Consider the following 17,726-nt stretch of genomic DNA (forward strand, 5'->3'; position numbering starts at 1 on the left):
ACATCCGATTATAAACAAAAAGCCTGAGAACCGGAGTAATTCCTTCTCAGGCTTTTTGCTTTTTTATATGTTGTTACACTTTAACCGCTATCACAATTCCTGTTGCCCAAACCTGTTTCGTAAGAACGAGATCCCTCCTGGCTTCCAGATCCTTGATAAGATTTTTGGCCTTTTGATCATGTCCTTCGGGCCAGTTGGGCTGTGGCAGCATATCGTCAATGATGTACAATCCACCTTTGTTCAACATTTCAATCACTTCGTCCAGCATCAGATATTTCCCATGCCAGGTGTCCGCGAAAATATAATCAAACTTCATTTCCAGGTTATTTTCAACCCAATCCTCACCATCCGCAAGCACCAGCGTCAGTCGCGAATCACCAGCCAGATGATTTTCTGCGATATCCAGAAATTTTTCATCGTTATCGATCGAGATCAGCGTTGAATTGCTATCCATCCCTTCCAGAATCCATGAAGTAGATAGTCCTGTGCCTGTACCGAGTTCGAGAAATTTCCCTGCCGGTTTTGAAGCAGCCAGCGTTTTTAAAAGTGAACAGGTCTGAATATCAGACGCCATGTTAAAGCCCGAAGCTTTGGTAGCCAGGTCGATAGCCTGATAGGCATAAGGTAAAGGGTTGTTAATTTCCTGTGTCATCAGAAGATTGTTTCGTTCAGGTCGAAAAATAGACAAAAATTACTTGAAATCACACAACCAAGTGATAACAATAAGAATTATATTCTAATTGTTATGGTCATCCAGGTAGGGAGCGACTGAAATCTGAATCATATCCATCAGTTCCGGATCCATAAACTGATAGTGATCCATGGTATCAAGCACAACAATTTCTGATTGCCAGGCTTTATCCGGAAATTTCTCAGTGATCCGCTGTTTGTGTTTTTTCTCCATCACAAAAATAATATCAGCCCAACTGACCAGTCTGGCGGTCAGTTTAATTCTGGCACCTGATTCTGTTCCGGCAGAGCGCACCTGATGCTCGGAATTGTTTTTATATATTTCTTCGGCAGTAGGGCTTCTCCATTGATTTCGGCTGCATACAAAAAGTAGGTTCATGAACGAGCAGAAGACGATCTGGTTAAAATTTAGCTAAACCTACCGCATTTTCACAGGTATTTCAAGGGCTTCCTGCCAAACATTTAGCCGTCGGGCATTAATACTCCGCTGCGAACCGTTACCTTTGCCGCTTTACTTTTGCATTGCTAAAACAGAATTATGTCATTATATACCACCGAAGCCCCGATCATCATCACCTGCAACAAGCGCCTGGCGCCTTATCTTGAACAGGAGGTGAAGGATCTGGGTTATACGATTGAAGAGGCTTTTATCACCGGCGTAAGGGTTAAAGGAACCCTGAATGATTGTATTACCTTAAACCTGAATTTGTACTGTGCAAGCCAGGTTTTATACAGTCTTGAAAAATTTTACGCAAACAATCCGGACGATGTTTACAACCATTTGTTAAAAATGGAATGGGAAAATATTCTGCATGATCCGGGATATTTTTCGGTAACCAGCAACGTACAGCACCCGACCATCAACAACGGTATGTTTGCCAACCTCCGGGTTAAAGACGCCATTGTTGACCGATTGAGAGAAAAACGCGGCACGCGTCCATCCACAGGCTCTGAGCTTAGCGGCGCGGTTGTTCACCTTTTCTGGAAACATGAAAACGCCGAGATATTCATGGATACCTCCGGAGATTCTCTGGCCAGACATGGCTATCGGAAAATACCGGGACGTGCGCCAATGCTCGAAGCACTCGCTTCGGCTACGATTCTGGCCAGCCAATGGGATAAGAAATCCCCGTTTGTGAATCCGATGTGCGGGTCGGGAACACTGGCTATTGAAGCAGCGCTGATCGCAAGTAATACACGCCCGGGGCTTTTCAAGGATAATTTTGCTTTTATGCATATTCAGGGATACGATAAGGAGGTTTATTACAACGAAATGTATAAACTGGAAGATCAGATTATTGAAGTGCCCGGCTTGCGGATTCTGGCGACAGATCTAAGCGAAATGGCCGTCAACAACGCACGTAAAAATGCAATAGCCGCTGGTGTTGCTGATATGATCGAATTTGCCGTTTGCGATTTTGCCGATACCGAAGTGCCGGAAGGAGCCAAAGGTGTTTTTTTTGTAAACCCTGAATATGGCGATCGATTGGGTGAGGTTGCAGAACTGGAAGAAACCTATGCCCGCATCGGTGATTTCATGAAGCAAAAGTGCAAGGGTTATTTCGGTTATGTATTTACTGGAAATCTTGAACTGGCCAAAAAAATCGGGCTGAAAGCCAAGCGCAGAATAGAGTTTTACACCAGCACGATTGATTGCCGTTTGCTCGAATATGAACTTTATGAGGGAACAAGAGCCGTGAAATAATGTCATTTTCATCATGATCATGGAAAGCTATGTATTATTTCTTCCGCGCCGTCGTTACTATAAAGTTTGGTTGAAGTATTCATTTACGGCTTTATGCCTGTTTCAATTATCAGACTTTAATAACATCGGATGAGAATCATTTGTGGATTTCTGTTCATTTTGCTTGGGTGTGCTTCCTGCCAATGGCTGGGAAATACACCCAGTTTCGGTGATGATTACATTACTTACAAGATCAGTAAAGGCAATCATGAAATCGACAACAATTCCAATGGACTTTTCACGGGCAATGCGTTGAAATTTCAGGCGATCTTTGACAGCACGTGCATCTATCAGACCACGGATCCGGGCAATCAGTCTGATATTAACAAACTGCTGGGTTTTTCGGATTGCAGCTCGCAGCATCATGAAAACAGTGCCCGGTTTGGCTGGAACTGGAAGGAAAATGCCTTACATATCTATGCTTATATTTATGTAGCCGGCCAGCGGCAGGAAAAAGAACTTGGCACTGTCGAACTTGGCAAAACAGCAAGTTTCAGACTGAGTACGCTCAATCATACCTATGTCTTTGTGTTTAATGACAACACGACCATCATGCCCAGACATTGCTCGGGAGGATTGGGAATAGCCTATAAATTGCTTCCATTTTTTGGCGGAGACGAAGTTGCTCCGCACGACATCAAAATAAAGATCCGGAATATTGAGTAAAGTAACTTTCAGTATTAAAGAAATTCACTCACTCACTCACTCACTCACTCACTCACTCACTCACTCACTCACTCACTCACTCACTCACTCACGCACGCACTCACTCACTCACTCACTCACTCACTCACTCACTCACTCACTCACTCACTCACTCACTCACTCACTCACTCACTCACTCACTCACTCACTCACTCACTCACGCACTCACGCACTCACGCACTCACTCACTCACTCACTCACTCACTCACTCACTCACTCACTCACTCACTCACGCACAAGGGTAACCACAACTTCCCGTTGCTTACTTTCAAGATCAGCAAATCTGAACCGTTTTGATGTGCAAAAGTTCAGCCAGTTTCTTAATTTTTGAGGCAATATGGCCAACACCAACGGCACAGTGATGTGCAGGACCCTGATTATTCCATTCTTCAACAAAACGCCGCGCCCCTATTGAAAATTTATAACGGCTGTTGGTATTACCAATTTCAAGGATTGGACCCGCCACGGACTCCCCCTCGGCGACCAGAAATAATACCTTCCCCTCGAAAGTTTCTACCACCGACAAAAGTGTAACGGCTCCAAGCCGGACCGACATTTCTACGGAAAGCCCGTTCCCTACCTTTCCATGATATACGTACAGCGGGCGAACCTTCGTTTTTCCTTCCGAGATTGCAATATGCCCCGGGCCATCATGCCCCATCAGCACAACATCATCGTTAAAATCCATCGCATAATATTCTGTAAATGAACCTCCTGATCCAAACAAATCCATAATTTTCATGGCCTGAGCATTTTTAATTTCATACTCCCCTGCAACCGGAATCCCTCGCGCAGTCAGCAAGGAATTACCCAGGATTACAGCACTCATGGTATCTTCATTAAGGGGATTGCCCGTTCCCTTGTGATAATAAGCCATCGATCCCAGATCATGCTGCGCTACGAGTTTATTAAGTGCCACGGCCGTTTTCGCCGCGCGAACCAGTTCTTCCTGAGAACAGTCAGATTGAATGTCAAAAATTGAATGAAATTCAGCAAGCATGGTTTCCACTTCCGAATCCTCCACCAGCTGTTTCAGGGCCGACAATTCGTCCACTTCAATAACTTCGACATGGCCTCCAAAGGTTGCACACTGCAAAGTCAGATCCGAATAAATATCCAGCATCCCGCTATAATAATTACCCATCACCCCCAGCCTGTTATGTGCCATCTTATGCGCGACATTTGCGGCCTCAATCCACTCCCTGATCTGATCCCACGCCACGGGATCATGATGTAACATACCCGTGACCTGATAAAACGGTACGCTGGCCCTCTTGAAAACATTGGCAATTTCAGGAACCGGACAAGCTGAGCAATAAGCCAGCCACTCACCTGTCATGCGTGTACGATCATCCAACCGATTAAACCACTCGTAATCAATCGCTGCCTCCGGGACAAGATTCAGCACGATCACCGGAACCTTTGCACGACGCACAACGGGCAATACCGTCGCAGACAAAGCATAGGTTGTAACGTATAAAAAAATCAGGTCCACGTCCTCCTGTCTGAATTGATGTCCGGCTTCAACCGCCTTCTCCGGGGTATCTATTAACCCCAGATTTATAATTTCGGCTCCAAATCCGGCAAGGTTATTTTCCACGATACCAACATAGCCTTTCAAACGACTTTCGAGTCCTTCAAACTGGTCCCAGTATGCCTCCAAACCAATCCCAAACAAACCCACTTTTAACGAGTAATTATTTCTTTTGGCCATATCAAAAAATACATATACAGCGTGAGGTGTGCGCTGTTGAAATAATTAAAAAAAATCAGTATAGCAGTATAATTCTTTATAAAATACTTTATTTTAGTAATTTACCTCGCAAAAATAGGATAAAGTCAGTCTTGTTATCAATAGAGATTTTGATGCTTTGTTTACACTTATTGATATGGAACTATATAGAAAGTACTTCAGTCCACAGCAGTTGCAGCAATTGGTCGAATCGGAACCGAATTGGGGTGTGTCTATTCTCAATATAGGGCATAATGTGCATCAGGCGAAACGGAATTATCCGGACGGAAATCATCCGGACGGATACTGTTTTAACTGGGAAAAGGGAAGAGTTATCCACGAATTTCAACTGGTTTATATTTCCAATGGCGGCGGTATTTTTGAAAGCGAGCATGTTCCGCCAACCATCGTAGAAGCCGGTACGGCCTTTTTACTTTTCCCCGGTGTCTGGCATCGCTACCGCCCCTCCCAGGAAACAGGATGGGAAGAGTTTTGGGTTGGTTTCGGAGGCCATTATTCCGAATATCTAATGCGTCAGGACTGTTTCAAAGCGGATAATCCCATCATCAACATCGGTTTTGATGCCGAACTTTTGAATGTGTTTATCAGACTGATCGACACGCTTAAATTTGAAGGAATTGCCTTTAAGCAAATCTCATCTTGCCTGGTCATCCAGCTTCTCGGCCTGATTTATGCATCAGCATTAATGGCTGATAACGTCAGATCGCGGAAAGAACAAATTGTCCACCACATCCGTTATCAGCTTCATGAAAACTGGGTTGAGCCCCTGAATATGGAAAAACTTGCCTCGCAGCATCATGTCAGTTATGTGTGGTTTCGCAAAGCATTTAAAGAAGTGATTGGCATTTCCCCCGGCCAGTACCATTTAAAATTAAAGCTCGATAAAGCGGGCCAGATGTTAAAAGAAACCACTTTATCGGTTTCTGAAATTGCCTATAAAACCGGATTTGAATCGGAATTTTACTTTTCCCGAATCTTCAAAAAGAAAACAGGCGCCACACCAACAGCTTTCCGGGAATCTTAACAGCTTTCCCTGTTCCATATTGTAAAAGAAACGGACAGCTGAAAAATCAACTATCCGTTTTTTTAATCGTCAGATACCATCAAGATGTTATTCCTCCGCAATGCTCACACCCGTTTTCACCGGCCTCACCTTACGTGCACGGACGGTAAGCCTGGCCCTAAAAGTTGGCGCTTCCATGATACTGACCTTATCTGCCTGCTTCGTTTTTACTTCCGTTCGCTTTTCCGGAACTTCCTGCGTATGAATTTTGGCCGCATCAACTTTTCCCGCTTTCATGTCCTCAAAGGCCCGGTTGGATGTTTTTCGCCTTGCAATTGTGTCAAGGCCGCTAAGATTATTTGCTCTGGCCATACCTCCACTGTGTTTAATTAGTAATTATTGTAAATATAATACTATTTTTTTCACATCAAAACTACATGAAACACGCTTCTATTTGTGATTCGTTGCGGTATAAGAATTTTTGGCGGCGCTGTAATTTTGATTTTTGAAATCGTTATGTAACCCTTTCAGGGTCATGAGCTGAATGTTTGATCGGATTTTCTACAATAATATCATCTCTTCGGGATTACCGATGAGTTCAAACAACTTCATTTACTTATTCAACTGTTATATGATTAACTAGAATTTGATGCAAAAATCACATGTAACCGATGCGACTTTATTATTCTCTGTTACAGTCATTTAAGCTAAAATTATTTATAAATACATATTAAACATTGGAATAGTTAATATTTAAAAATAGTTTTGGAACAAATTAACAATCAGGAAAATTATCGGCTTAAATTGAGTTTAGATTTTTGTGCCCTGATTTTTAATTGTCATTTAGACATGTAATATTGCATTTTCAATTTGTATTTATTTTTTCAAAATCTTAACAATGGATTTCAAAACAACATTAGAAAACCTCTTTGTTGAAGCCAAAGACGTGCCTGCTGAGTTTTCTCTTCCCGGGGAAATTCATCAGCGCGAGTATTTGAGCAATGGCGAAATGAAACAGTGGAACGGACAGGTTCATGAAGTATATTCTCCGATCTGCGTTAAAACTGAAAACGGACTCGAAAGAAAGCTGATAGGCAGCTATCCGGTAAGTACTGAAAAGGAGGCGCAGGAATCACTGGACGCGGCTGTGCAGGCCTACGATAACGGCCGCGGCGAATGGCCAACCATGGACGTTGCAGAGCGTATCAAACGCGTTGAGCAGTTCACAGGTAAAATGATCGAACAAAAGGAAATTATTGTCAAACTCATCATGTGGGAAATCGGTAAATCTTTTGCCGACTCGACCAAAGAATTTGACCGTACTGTCGAATATATCTATGCGACCATCGATTCACTGAAACATCTGGACCGGGATTCGTCGGGTTTTAAAATTGTGGATGGCATTGCAGCCCAGATCCGCCGGTCTCCGCTGGGTGTCGTATTGTGTATGGGGCCGTTTAACTATCCATTGAACGAAACCTTCACGACGCTTATCCCCGCGCTGATCATGGGGAACACGATTCTGTTCAAACCTCCGAAATTCGGAACATTGCTGCATTATCCATTGCAGGAAGCATTCCGGGATTGTTTCCCCAAAGGTGTCGTAAACGTCATTTACGGCCGTGGAAACGTGATTGTCCCTGGCCTGATGCAATCCGGGAAGATCAACGTGCTTACTTTGATCGGTTCAAGTAAAGTGGCTAATGAACTGAAAAAGCAGCACCCGAAAGTGAACCGTCTCCGGGCAGTTTTGGGGCTTGATGCAAAAAATGCCGCGATCGTGACCGCTCATGCGGATATCAGCCTGGCAGTAAAAGAAACCATTACCGGTTCGTTGTCATTCAACGGTCAGCGCTGTACTGCCCTGAAAATTGTATGGGTACACAGAAGCATTGCAGACGAATTCATTAAACAATTCAATGAAGCTGTCGGGCAGCTGAAATATGGCATGCCATGGGAAAAAGGTGTATCGCTGACGCCCCTGCCAGAACCTAATAAAGTGGATTACCTGAATGAGTGCCTTGCTGATGCCGAAGCGCATGGCGCCAAAGTTATGAACGAAAACGGCGGTGTTTCAGCGGCGTCTTTCTTCTATCCTGCGGTTGTTTACCCGGTAAATGATAAAATGAAACTGTATCGCGAGGAGCAATTCGGGCCAATCATTCCGATCGTTCCTTTTGATGATCTGGAAGAAACCATCGACTTTTTGATCGAATCAACGCATGGCCAGCAGGTAAGTATTTTCAGCAATAATGCTGAGGAAGTCGCCTGGCTTATCGATCCGTTGGTGAACCTTGTGAGTCGTGTGAATATTAACACGCAATCGCAGCGCGGACCGGATGCCTTTCCTTTCACCGGGCGTAAGGACAGCGCAGAAGGCACACTTTCCATTCCTGATGCCATCCGCTCGTTCTCGATCCGTTCACTGGTTGCTTTTAAAATGAATGAGAGCAACACAAATCTGATCAATGAAGTGGTTAAAAATGATACTTCTAATTTCCTGAGCACCAAGTTTATTTTCTAATAAAAGATCATCCTGAAAATCAATAAAAACTGCTCTTCCCGCCGATCTCAGCGCAATACTGACATCGGCGGGATTTTTTTGCTTCGGCAAGCTAATTTAGATTCAATCAAATCTTACTTTTTCAAAAATATTTTTATTACCCGTTAATCAATATAAAGTATTGAAATAAAATAATTTACAGATCTGTCGTTAACTTACTAGCGCTGAATTTTATTGAATTACACACCTAATAATAAAATTTATTTCTATTTTACCTGCAAAAAGATTAATAAAACTTACGCTTTGTGTTATAGATATACGGGCGTTCCTATATTTGCAAATATTCGTAAAAATAAAGTCACCGTTTTGAGCTTAATGACATGAATATACAGGATTGCCCATAAGTCTAAATCACTAAAATCAGTGATAAGATTGCCCGAAAAAGAATTGTTAAACAAAGCCGTTACTACCATGGACCAGGACACAAAGTTAAGTGCAGATTATATTGATTCTCAGATAGGAAATGTGATAGAATACTACGACCGTTGGGAGTTTGGAGAAGAACCTTTTTTCGGAAAGGCCCGGATCAAAGGTCTGGCAGATGATGAATTTGGAAAATTGAGAATTATTTGTGAAGTGATAGAAGGAAGCGACCTGGAACTGGCCTACGAAGAAGAAGACAATTTTGTTCATTCCGATAACCGTCCGATTTATGCAGGGGCACCTCCCTTTGAGATTTATTCTGCCAACTGGGTTACAACGGACGGGAAGAAAAAGAAACAAACTTTTATTTCGCAGCCCAATGAAAATGCCCGTGCCTATGCCGCACAGCTGACCAACAGTAAAGTTGTTGTGAAACGTATTTATTAGCAATAAAAAACCAGCTTCCTTTCGTAAGAAAAGAAGCTGGTGCAATAAAATGACAGCTTGCCGATCAGGCCGATACCAAAACCAGATTATTAAACTCCTGCTCTGCTTCCTGCAAATGCCTCCGCGTTATTCCGCTGTACATTAAAATAAGTTCACGCCCCTGTTCCTTACTTACCTTCTGCAATTTCCAATATTTGGGGTGACTGACGCCAATAGGAAGACGGAATGCTTTTTCGCCCGGTTCTCTTATCAATATTTCGTAATCGAATTTCAATTTTTGAGCGATAGAATTCTGTATCGATTTGAAAATTACCTTTACCTCTCTCCTGTTTTTCAGTATGAAAACTTTTTCATGTACCATGGCTTCTTTGTCTTTATTTTTTACAGACCTAAAAATAGTTTAATTAAAAAAAATAACGGTATATTTCTAATGCTTTATGCACAAAAAGTTATTTAACGTTACACCATTAATCCTATACAACGAATATTAGACTGCAAAAGTGCCAAATGGTAACATTTAGTATTGTTTATTTAATTTTAATCCTGTAAAAAGCTTACAGACAGGACGAACGCGATTGCCTACTATTTGTTTGGTGGTGCACTGTTTGAAATGATTAACAATTTAACGGAAAAACTGGCCGGTAACATAAAAATAAAGGCTCTCAGGTTGAACCAAAACCCGGAGCCTTTATTCCTTACTACACCCAATCTCAATTATTTTTTCAAATCTTTAATCTCTAACTGAACTTCCTGCAACATTTTCAGCAATTGCTGCATATCTGTCTGCGGTTCAGGAAGTTGCTTGCTGTGAAAACTATAATACTCCCATAATTCAAGCACCTCGGATGATGGCACCGTATAGGCAAAATACTGTTTATTAAAAGATTGCAGCAGCATGGTTCCGTCAGCATTGATCGTCACCTGCTTAAATACAAAGTCCTGATCGCCTTTCAGAATCACGATACAGGGTGTTCCTTTTTTGAGTATCCGCCAATCCTGAACATACCGCGTAACAATATCACTACCTTCCGGCACCGGCAACATCGAATCACCGATCGTCGGGAACATTCTGAATGTCCCGTTTTTGGGAAGGTTCGGCAGATTAAATTTAGGAAGCCCCGCAAGGAATTCGGGATCGTTATACCCCGACCGGTAACCTGCCTTCGCTTTCACGGGCACATACTCAATGTTTTCCGCTTCGTCCTTATCTACCGTAATCGCCAGTACCCTGATCTTGCTTCCGGACATGTACGCTTCACTTCCTTCTTCAAGGTCCTGAATCTTTTGCTCGCTGAGCTTCGACAGGTCAATTTTAAGAAGGCAATCGATACTCATTTTAAAAAACTCTGAAGTGTTCACCAGATCCTCCACCGTCGGATTCACCGTTCTTCCACTTTCATGCGCATTGAGCTTCACACGGGAAATTCCCAGTTTTTCAGCCAATGTCTCCTGACTCATTTTTTTCCTAAGCCGGAGATGCCTGATGTTTCCTGACCAAAATAATTGCTGAGTTGCCATAACGTATCAGATACTTTTGAAATCAATCAATAGATATTTTCAATATCAAATGTAGGAATATTTTTAATACATCCTACTTTTTACATCAAATTTTTTTTATCTAAAATAATGAAAGCCAGACCATACCTGGATGCATAAAGGGGGTCAACTAACCTTTTTATGCAATAATAATCCATCAAATTGATCTTTTATGGCAATATTTTGTTATCAATATCCGTAGTAAGTAGTAGTGAAAAATGAGTTCATATTATTGATTTTTATAATAAGCTATTTATCACCCGGTTACTGAGCTAATCGCATATAGCTAATTGCCAACAGCTACTTATAAATCAGGGGAATAATATTTCCCGGCCAAACCCTAAATTCAGGTTAGCAATGAAAAATCAGGTTGTTTTAGTAAATGAGAATGATGACGAAATCGGTTTAATGCCCAAGCTGGAGGCGCATCAGAAAGGGGCGTTGCACCGTGCATTTTCTGTTTTTATTTTCAATACGAACGGCGAACTGTTATTACAGCAAAGAGCTTACGGAAAATATCACTCAGAAGGACTTTGGTCCAATACTTGTTGCAGCCACCCATTCCCAAATGAAGGCGCGTTAACGGGCGCAAAAAGGCGGCTCAAGGAGGAAATGGGCATCCATTCTCCACTTTATTTCCTGTACTCCTTCCGGTATGAAGCCGCCGTGGATAACGGACTTATCGAACACGAACTCGATCACATTTTTTGGGCGGTTTCTGATGAAACACCGCGTATCAATCCCGAAGAAGTGTTGGATTATAAATATATTTCGCCGGATGATTTGCGTCTGGACATGAAGCAAAGGCCAGATTTGTACACCGAATGGTTCAAAATCTGTCTGGATGATGTATTAAGTAAAATTAAACTTTAAAACGCCTGGCCGTGCGTTAAGGCGACCAGCTTATCCATGACCACCGGAACTTGTGCCAGTGTCTTTAAAGCAAAATGCGTTGTGTTTTTCTTCCCAAAAAGACTTTGCAGGTAATGTCCGGCTGTAATTCGCTGCCGGAAATTTCTATTCCAGGCCAAACTATATCCTGCCAGCGCCTCCTCCAATGAACTTTGCTTTTGAAAATACCGGACGAGCTCCGTCGCAAGCAAAAACGAAGCGCGCATGCCCATGCTCATGCCATTCCCGCATAAGGGCGTAATGGTCCCGGCAGCATCGCCCAACAGAAACATGTCTCTTACATGCGTCTGCTTTTTGCTGAAATGAATATTACTGATGGCGAGCGGTGCAGAATGAACAAATTCGGATTCAGAAAAATAACGCTTTAAGTAAGGATTTTTGTAAAGTACCTGTGCTTCCATGGCCTTAATATCCTTGCCATGGTTTTGAAGATTTCTTGACGTCGTCAGGTAGCACAAACAATACCAGCCGTTATCTACTTTGGAAATACCGCAATAACCGTCACTAAAATTGTGCAGCTCGATACGGTTTTGTGCAAGATCCGTTTTGATATGATATTTAACACCGATGTAATTTACCCCGTCCTTATTTTCCACGGCAGCGTAATCCTCGTCCTTTTGAATAAATGAGGGCGTATACTTTCCGTAACTCCCGCATACAATGCCGGCGCTAAAAATGCCCTGCGAGGTATATATTTCGTAGTCCTGCCCGTCTTTTTTCTCAACGGCATTCACCTTGCAATTTTGCAAAAGCGTCACATGCTTTAAGATGGCTATCCGACTTAAATGATGATCCAGACTATACCGGCTAATACCAAAACCGCCCATTTTCATCGTATGATCGAGTATAAACCCTTTTTCAGAACTTATGCCAAGTTCATTGATCACAGGGAGGTTCAGCGCTTCAAATGGCAGGCCTAGCCGTTTCAGAAAATCCAGACTTTCCATTGAAATATACTCGCCGCAAACCTTGTGAAACGGATACTCATTTTTCTCGAACAACACCACATCAATATCCTTCTCGGCAAGCTGGATAGCCAGGCAAAGCCCGGCCAACCCGCCTCCGATAATCGCGCAATCATAGGTTTTCATGCCCGGCTCCATATACGATGACTTCATGCCTGAACGCCCATTTATTTTTCACGGTATATTTTTTCGCACCGGCTTCTCCCAGGATCGCAAGCCATTCTCTCTTTTTAAAACCTCTTAATACTGAAAGCGGTGCATCATTTTTTACGAGATAAGATTTTGAGAACAATCCCGTCAGCAGTTTTATGGCATAATAAGCAAAACGGTTACGTTCCAGATCATTGATCAGTAAAATAGATTTGCGTTCCATAGCAAACCTGATCAACCTGATCAATGCATCATTTGACAAATGATGACAAAACAGACAGGCGTGGATGATATCGATTTGGGGAATGTGATTGAAAATGTTTTTGTAATCATCACAAATGAAATTAATTCCGTCATTTTCAGGATTATTTTCGGCGTACCGGATACAAACCAATTTCAAATCAACACCATGTAAATCAATATGATAACCCTTTTTCGCTCGCCACTTTTTAATCCGCTTTAACGTATCCCCTCCCCCACAGCCAATGTCAACAAAGGTATACTTTCGTTCAGGTTCGATCAGTTTTTTCAATCCTGCAAAAGAGATATCATATCCACCCAGCCAGTGATTTATAAAATCCAGTTCGCGCAGATTTTGAAATAAATCCTGCTCCGGGATATTTTCCTGGTCGAGCAGCTCCTTTTTTTGACTTCTGTTTTTAAACATACTGAAGCTGCATGGTTTCTATACTCAGTCCGGGACCGAAAGCAGCGGCAAAAAGCTTTTCTCCAAAGGCAGCCGACTCAGCTTTTTTCAAAACCTGTTTCAGCACAAACAATACCGTTGGCGACGACATATTTCCGTAGTTTTTCAACACATCATAGGCTTCGGCAAGTAAGGTCTTATCCAGTTGCAGCGCAGCCGCAAAATCGTCAACGATCTTCTTTCCACCCGGATGAATCGCCCAATGTGCTATATCAGAGGACACAAGGCCTATATTACCTAACAGTGGTAGAATATTTTCCTTGATTAACCCCGGCACATAAGAGGTCAGGCTCATGATGAACCCTGTTTCAGACAATTGCCAGGCCATATCGCGGTATCCGTGATGGAGCACCATCGAATTGAACCGGTTGATCTCTATTTTCTTTCCAAAATACGTCGCATCAGGTCCTGAACTTACCAAAACGGCCGCGGCGCCGTCTCCAAATATCAGATTGGAAAGAAGGTAATCGTCATTGTATCTTTTCTGAAAGTGAATCGTGCAGAGCTCCGTGCAAATCACAAGCACGTTCGCATTGGGCTGACTTCGGCATATGGCGTCAGCGTTTTTCAACGCGATAATCGCAGCATTACAGCCCATGAAGTTGACGCTGCTGCGTTGTATTTCGGGGTTCAGGTTAAGTTCCCGGATCAGCTCAATATCCAGCCCGGGGGCGAACAACCCCGTGCAGGTTACCGTGATCAGGTGGGTAATACTTTGCTTCTTTTCATCAAAATCCCTGATCTGCCTTATCGCGTCCAGGGAAAGCTGCGTTGCATATTTTTTGTAAACCTGCATGCGCTCAGAAAGCCCTGCTTCCCTATCCCGGCTCCTGTCAAACAATTCAAATTCGGATGATTTCTCTCCAAAATCATTCACGACCGAATATCTTTTTTGAATTCCGGTCTTGGCAGACACGATCTTTATCTTGCGTTTGTCTGCTTCATCATCTGTGGTGGCCATATAAAATGCGGCCAGTGTGTCTTGCGAAAAACAATTTCCAGGAACTGCGGTTTCAATAGCGGTGATATAACTCAACGGAAATAATTTATAATAATGAGTACTAAAAAACAACTGTTCATACACAACCCTGCAATCCAGTTCATCCGCATCGTGTTCTTAAAACTGGCGTTACGAGTATCCTGATTTACAAGATAAAACCAATAGCCGAAATAGGCGACAACAGGCAAAAAGAACAATTGGATAATAAAAAAAACCGTTCCAGAATCGATGCTTTCAAAGTATAAATAGTAAAAAATATTACATAAAATAAACATCAGGCCAGTAAAAAAGAATGTTCCGCGATAGCCGAGCTTATAACTTAGCGTAACCACCCCGTCGCGTAGATCCTGCTGATGCTGGTAAATCTGGGTGAGCGGATAGGCGCCGGCGATCTGAAATGAACAACCTAAGAGGATGTACATCGTTGGTTTATCCCATGGCAACGTACCACCGGTTATGCCGACAATCGACATGTAATACGTAAATGCGCCCTGAAAAATCGTGACAACGAGGAAACCGGGAATGGCATATTTTTTCAGTCTAATGAGCCGGGAACTGTAAGCCCGTGAGGCGGCGATGTACAAGGCAAGGCAAAAAGCGAACAACAAACTGACAAAAACCGAAGCTAATATCAGCGCAAGACTGTCCATAAAAATCGTTAGATAAAATAACTTTTTGGTAGGCATCGGCGGTTTTTCAATGCCACCAATACTATCCTCATCCCGGTCGATATAACTGTTATAACCATTGCTGGCCGGATAAACCAGGAAATGAATAACTAAAAATGAAAGTATTGCCCCGGGAAATAAAATTGTTTCTGCCTGGCTGAGGGCAAACAGAAACAGCGGCATTAAAAAAAAAGAGAACGGAATTCTCAGGAGCTTTATGGTATTTCTGTCAATCATAGATGCGCTTATACCGTAATATAAATCAATTTTGGCAAATTCAAAGATAGGAATCGGTCCGTCTCAAGGCTTTAACACTGCGGATATAACAAATGCCCGGATTCCTGAAGCCAGGACAAGCGGAATTAAAAATACATTGAGATGCTGTGGCAGGATGGACCAAAGTAATAAAGTAAGCGCTGAAAGGATCGTCACAACCATAAAATATTTCACCAAAAACGGATAATTCCGGTTTCCGACCAACCAAATGCCAGCGATTGCATGAAAGGGGAAAGCCCAGAGTAAATTAAAGTTTTTGGCAGCGGCCTGATGGTCGGTGGCAACCCATAACATGGCAAGACAAACTCCCACCCATCCCAAAATTGAAAATAAGATGCAATCAAACCATTTTGTAAGCCTTTTCTTTTTCCAGTCGTGATAAGACAGCCATGTGGTAATCAACAGAAACAGACCAAAAACCGCCCAGGGATGAAACATGCTTATGTCGGGAACTTCCGGCCTGCTCTTATAAATTAAAATTTTCTTTTTCACGATCGGGACTCCGTTAAGTGTAGCATGGTCAAACCCGGATTCTATAAAGTCGGGAAGGAACATACATTCTAACGCTGTTAGTTTTTTGTCCATAGGCAACCCCAGACAAATATCAATGCCCAGTTTCCCCCATGGCTGGCGGGTCAGGTACATAGCTGTAAGATCCCGGATTGTATGGCCTACGCCAGCATATGAATCATTAAATTGCATGCGATCCCCGAACAACGTCACCAATACGTCCCGAACTTTCGTAGCACAATTGTAGTAAAAATAATCATAGCGGTAGGTCGCATTTTCAGGCCTGGTATTATTCGGCAAATAATCCATAACCTGCTGCTTCTGCGCAGGCGTTAGATTTAGTATCTGCTCATTTATGTATCGGTTTTGCCGGATATAATCGTCACGAAATCTGGTATACGGATAGACACCGAGGTTGTATAGCAAGTTTCCGCGGGTAAAGTTGAAATAGAATTTTGTGTCAAACTTAAAAACACCATAGTTATAGGCCAGGTCCAACCCCGACTCAGAGTCCCGAACACGAATAGCGCTATGCCCGAATGCCGAATAAAGTTCCTCCTGCGACGGCCCGCAGGTTATCACAGCAATCTCGGCCTGACCGGATAAAATGGCTTGTGCAGAACCCGTTAAGGATAATAAAAAGAAGATAAAGAGAAGCCGCTTTTTTACAATGGTTTTACAAAATAATAGCATCTGCAAGAAGCGACTAAAATGTGTGATGGATTGCTTCACCGAAAAGTAAATAAATGATTTTGATTTTTTTGCTTTCAAGAATCCTTCAATCTAATTAAAAGAAAAAGAGAAACAAGTTGCTTCTCCTTTTACTCAGACTACAATGAATTCTATCTTTTCGTCAGCCGCCGTAAAAACAGGAACTGATCGTTATTGATGACCGGGAATGCTGCTGCAAACAAACTTTTTATCCTTCCCAACTTATTTAAACCGAGATTTAAGATTCCTTTTGTATACAAAAGCATCTTTCCATAGATATCTCATCACATCGTGACTATTTCCTTCCAATCCACCATCGCATGCTCACGGTTAGTTCAAAACAAATTCGCTGATGCCAGAGCGAAATATGTTTATGCGCAATGATATGGCAGAAGAGCAAAACGGATAAATTTCAATATGGTGACATAGACTGCTTTTTCTGTTAAGTTTGGGGGTAAAAACCGACTCCCTATGAAAAAAGTTTATTTCGTTATCCTATTGCTAGTATATTTACCCTTCATTACTACTGCCCAAACCCCAACCATTTCAATCTACAACGTAGATAATATTTGCCTCGAAGCCCTTCAGAAGATTCAGTTTACAATGGCCGGGGAAGTTAAGTCCGACAACAAATTTACAGTCCAGGTCAGAAAGTCCAACGAGACACAAATCCTCGCTGAGGTTCCTGCGACACTGAAAGACGGCAAACTGGAAGTCAGATATACCGATCCGGCCCTGACTTCATCCATTTATTTGCAGCTAAGAATAGTCACTTCTTCGCCTAAAACAGAGAGCAACTGGTACTCCTTTCAAATTTATTCCAAAGGGACCATCGAGCTGTCGTCTGTCAACTCAGACACGATCAATGCCGGAGATGACCTGCCAATTAAACTCAATACATTAAGTTCAAGTGAAATGTCGAAATTTATCCCCCGGCATTTACATTTTAAAAATTGAAAGCCAGGAAAAACAGGCTACTTATAAAATAATAAAACAGTAATAGTTAAGTCTGCCAAAGCGGCGT

Annotated in this window: 19 protein-coding genes; 8 read left to right on the forward strand and 11 right to left on the reverse strand. The window is 42.5% G+C overall.

What is annotated here, in order from left to right:
• Nucleotides 1-73 precede the first annotated feature (73 nt).
• Nucleotides 74-652 (reverse strand): class I SAM-dependent methyltransferase, encoded by a 579-nt coding sequence (locus RB622_RS24130; protein ID WP_308049296.1) that lies wholly within the window; start codon nt 650-652, stop codon nt 74-76.
• A gap of 84 nt (nt 653-736) precedes the next feature.
• Entirely contained in the window at nt 737-1,069 is a 333-nt protein-coding gene (locus RB622_RS24135) for a protein tyrosine phosphatase (RefSeq protein WP_308049298.1), read from the reverse strand.
• Between the two features lie 159 nt (nt 1,070-1,228).
• Here RB622_RS24135 and RB622_RS24140 point away from each other — a divergent pair, with 159 nt between their 5' ends.
• Together RB622_RS24140 and RB622_RS24145 are read left to right on the forward strand one after the other, a co-directional pair.
• Nucleotides 1,229-2,395 carry a THUMP domain-containing protein gene (locus tag RB622_RS24140; protein ID WP_308049299.1) on the forward strand — a complete coding sequence of 389 codons (1,167 nt, stop codon included), beginning with the start codon at nt 1,229-1,231 and terminating at the stop codon, nt 2,393-2,395.
• Between the two features lie 129 nt (nt 2,396-2,524).
• Nucleotides 2,525-3,100 (forward strand): hypothetical protein, encoded by a 576-nt coding sequence (locus RB622_RS24145; protein WP_308049301.1) that lies wholly within the window; start codon nt 2,525-2,527, stop codon nt 3,098-3,100.
• A gap of 313 nt (nt 3,101-3,413) precedes the next feature.
• On the opposite strand, the gene RB622_RS24150 is transcribed toward RB622_RS24145, so the two are convergent.
• Complete coding sequence (locus RB622_RS24150; protein ID WP_308049303.1) at nt 3,414-4,853, reverse strand: arabinose isomerase; 1,440 nt, start codon at nt 4,851-4,853, stop codon at nt 3,414-3,416.
• Nucleotides 4,854-5,028: 175 nt separating this feature from the next.
• Between RB622_RS24150 and RB622_RS24155 the strand changes: the two genes are divergently transcribed.
• Nucleotides 5,029-5,916: an AraC family transcriptional regulator gene (locus RB622_RS24155; protein WP_308049304.1), complete on the forward strand. Its 888-nt coding sequence runs from the start codon at nt 5,029-5,031 to the stop codon at nt 5,914-5,916.
• Nucleotides 5,917-6,003: 87 nt separating this feature from the next.
• On the opposite strand, the gene RB622_RS24160 is transcribed toward RB622_RS24155, so the two are convergent.
• Nucleotides 6,004-6,267, reverse strand: a complete 264-nt coding sequence (locus RB622_RS24160; RefSeq protein WP_308049305.1) for a hypothetical protein — start codon at nt 6,265-6,267, stop codon at nt 6,004-6,006.
• 526 nt (nt 6,268-6,793) lie between these two features.
• Here RB622_RS24160 and RB622_RS24165 point away from each other — a divergent pair.
• Complete coding sequence (locus tag RB622_RS24165) at nt 6,794-8,419, forward strand: NADP-dependent glyceraldehyde-3-phosphate dehydrogenase (RefSeq protein WP_308049306.1); 1,626 nt, start codon at nt 6,794-6,796, stop codon at nt 8,417-8,419.
• 402 nt (nt 8,420-8,821) lie between these two features.
• A complete protein-coding gene (locus RB622_RS24170) occupies nt 8,822-9,268 on the forward strand; it encodes a hypothetical protein (protein WP_308049307.1) in 447 nt (148 codons plus the stop codon).
• 64 nt (nt 9,269-9,332) lie between these two features.
• Here RB622_RS24170 and RB622_RS24175 read toward each other — a convergent pair whose 3' ends face one another.
• Together RB622_RS24175 and RB622_RS24180 are read right to left on the reverse strand one after the other, a co-directional pair.
• Nucleotides 9,333-9,629 (reverse strand): hypothetical protein, encoded by a 297-nt coding sequence (locus tag RB622_RS24175; RefSeq protein ID WP_308049308.1) that lies wholly within the window; start codon nt 9,627-9,629, stop codon nt 9,333-9,335.
• A gap of 353 nt (nt 9,630-9,982) precedes the next feature.
• On the reverse strand, nt 9,983-10,786 hold the full coding sequence (locus tag RB622_RS24180) for a helix-turn-helix domain-containing protein (RefSeq protein WP_308049309.1): 804 nt from the start codon (nt 10,784-10,786) through the stop codon (nt 9,983-9,985).
• Between the two features lie 375 nt (nt 10,787-11,161).
• Between RB622_RS24180 and idi the strand changes: the two genes are divergently transcribed.
• Complete coding sequence (gene idi, locus RB622_RS24185) at nt 11,162-11,677, forward strand: isopentenyl-diphosphate Delta-isomerase (protein ID WP_308049310.1); 516 nt, start codon at nt 11,162-11,164, stop codon at nt 11,675-11,677.
• Here the strand turns inward: idi and RB622_RS24190 are convergent.
• The 5 genes from RB622_RS24190 to RB622_RS24210 form a co-directional block, all read right to left on the reverse strand.
• Nucleotides 11,674-12,834 (reverse strand): FAD-dependent oxidoreductase, encoded by a 1,161-nt coding sequence (locus RB622_RS24190; protein WP_308049311.1) that lies wholly within the window; start codon nt 12,832-12,834, stop codon nt 11,674-11,676. The two genes, idi and RB622_RS24190, sit on opposite strands and share 4 nt — an antisense overlap.
• On the reverse strand, nt 12,794-13,498 hold the full coding sequence (locus tag RB622_RS24195) for a methyltransferase domain-containing protein (protein ID WP_308049312.1): 705 nt from the start codon (nt 13,496-13,498) through the stop codon (nt 12,794-12,796). The genes RB622_RS24190 and RB622_RS24195 overlap by 41 nt, the downstream gene beginning before the upstream one ends.
• Nucleotides 13,491-14,573 (reverse strand): type III polyketide synthase, encoded by a 1,083-nt coding sequence (locus tag RB622_RS24200; protein ID WP_308049313.1) that lies wholly within the window; start codon nt 14,571-14,573, stop codon nt 13,491-13,493. The genes RB622_RS24195 and RB622_RS24200 overlap by 8 nt, the downstream gene beginning before the upstream one ends.
• Nucleotides 14,570-15,442 carry a UbiA family prenyltransferase gene (locus RB622_RS24205; RefSeq protein ID WP_308049314.1) on the reverse strand — a complete coding sequence of 291 codons (873 nt, stop codon included), beginning with the start codon at nt 15,440-15,442 and terminating at the stop codon, nt 14,570-14,572. Before RB622_RS24205 ends, RB622_RS24200 begins: the two co-directional genes overlap by 4 nt.
• A gap of 63 nt (nt 15,443-15,505) precedes the next feature.
• Nucleotides 15,506-16,762 (reverse strand): DUF4105 domain-containing protein, encoded by a 1,257-nt coding sequence (locus tag RB622_RS24210; protein WP_308049315.1) that lies wholly within the window; start codon nt 16,760-16,762, stop codon nt 15,506-15,508.
• Between the two features lie 411 nt (nt 16,763-17,173).
• Here RB622_RS24210 and RB622_RS24215 point away from each other — a divergent pair, with 411 nt between their 5' ends.
• Nucleotides 17,174-17,659: a hypothetical protein gene (locus RB622_RS24215; RefSeq protein WP_308049316.1), complete on the forward strand. Its 486-nt coding sequence runs from the start codon at nt 17,174-17,176 to the stop codon at nt 17,657-17,659.
• The gene (locus RB622_RS30400) at nt 17,655-17,702 is read left to right on the forward strand and encodes a hypothetical protein (protein ID WP_409021886.1); all 48 of its coding nucleotides are present in this window, start codon (nt 17,655-17,657) and stop codon (nt 17,700-17,702) included. Before RB622_RS24215 ends, RB622_RS30400 begins: the two co-directional genes overlap by 5 nt.
• The last annotated feature ends 24 nt before the right edge of the window (nt 17,703-17,726 follow it).

Source organism: Dyadobacter sp. LHD-138, from assembly GCF_030929615.1.
In the GTDB taxonomy this organism is placed as follows: domain Bacteria; phylum Bacteroidota; class Bacteroidia; order Cytophagales; family Spirosomataceae; genus Dyadobacter.

Coding starts and splice junctions, on each gene's coding strand:
- RB622_RS24130 (WP_308049296.1), bottom strand. CDS start 652: ATGACACAGGAAATTAACAACCCTTTACCTTATGCCTATCAGGCTATC.
- RB622_RS24135 (WP_308049298.1), bottom strand. CDS start 1,069: ATGAACCTACTTTTTGTATGCAGCCGAAATCAATGGAGAAGCCCTACT.
- RB622_RS24140 (WP_308049299.1), top strand. CDS start 1,229: ATGTCATTATATACCACCGAAGCCCCGATCATCATCACCTGCAACAAG.
- RB622_RS24145 (WP_308049301.1), top strand. CDS start 2,525: ATGAGAATCATTTGTGGATTTCTGTTCATTTTGCTTGGGTGTGCTTCC.
- RB622_RS24150 (WP_308049303.1), bottom strand. CDS start 4,853: ATGGCCAAAAGAAATAATTACTCGTTAAAAGTGGGTTTGTTTGGGATT.
- RB622_RS24155 (WP_308049304.1), top strand. CDS start 5,029: ATGGAACTATATAGAAAGTACTTCAGTCCACAGCAGTTGCAGCAATTG.
- RB622_RS24160 (WP_308049305.1), bottom strand. CDS start 6,267: ATGGCCAGAGCAAATAATCTTAGCGGCCTTGACACAATTGCAAGGCGA.
- RB622_RS24165 (WP_308049306.1), top strand. CDS start 6,794: ATGGATTTCAAAACAACATTAGAAAACCTCTTTGTTGAAGCCAAAGAC.
- RB622_RS24175 (WP_308049308.1), bottom strand. CDS start 9,629: ATGGTACATGAAAAAGTTTTCATACTGAAAAACAGGAGAGAGGTAAAG.
- RB622_RS24180 (WP_308049309.1), bottom strand. CDS start 10,786: ATGGCAACTCAGCAATTATTTTGGTCAGGAAACATCAGGCATCTCCGG.
- idi (WP_308049310.1), top strand. CDS start 11,162: ATGAAAAATCAGGTTGTTTTAGTAAATGAGAATGATGACGAAATCGGT.
- RB622_RS24190 (WP_308049311.1), bottom strand. CDS start 12,834: ATGAAGTCATCGTATATGGAGCCGGGCATGAAAACCTATGATTGCGCG.
- RB622_RS24195 (WP_308049312.1), bottom strand. CDS start 13,498: ATGTTTAAAAACAGAAGTCAAAAAAAGGAGCTGCTCGACCAGGAAAAT.
- RB622_RS24205 (WP_308049314.1), bottom strand. CDS start 15,442: ATGATTGACAGAAATACCATAAAGCTCCTGAGAATTCCGTTCTCTTTT.
- RB622_RS24215 (WP_308049316.1), top strand. CDS start 17,174: ATGAAAAAAGTTTATTTCGTTATCCTATTGCTAGTATATTTACCCTTC.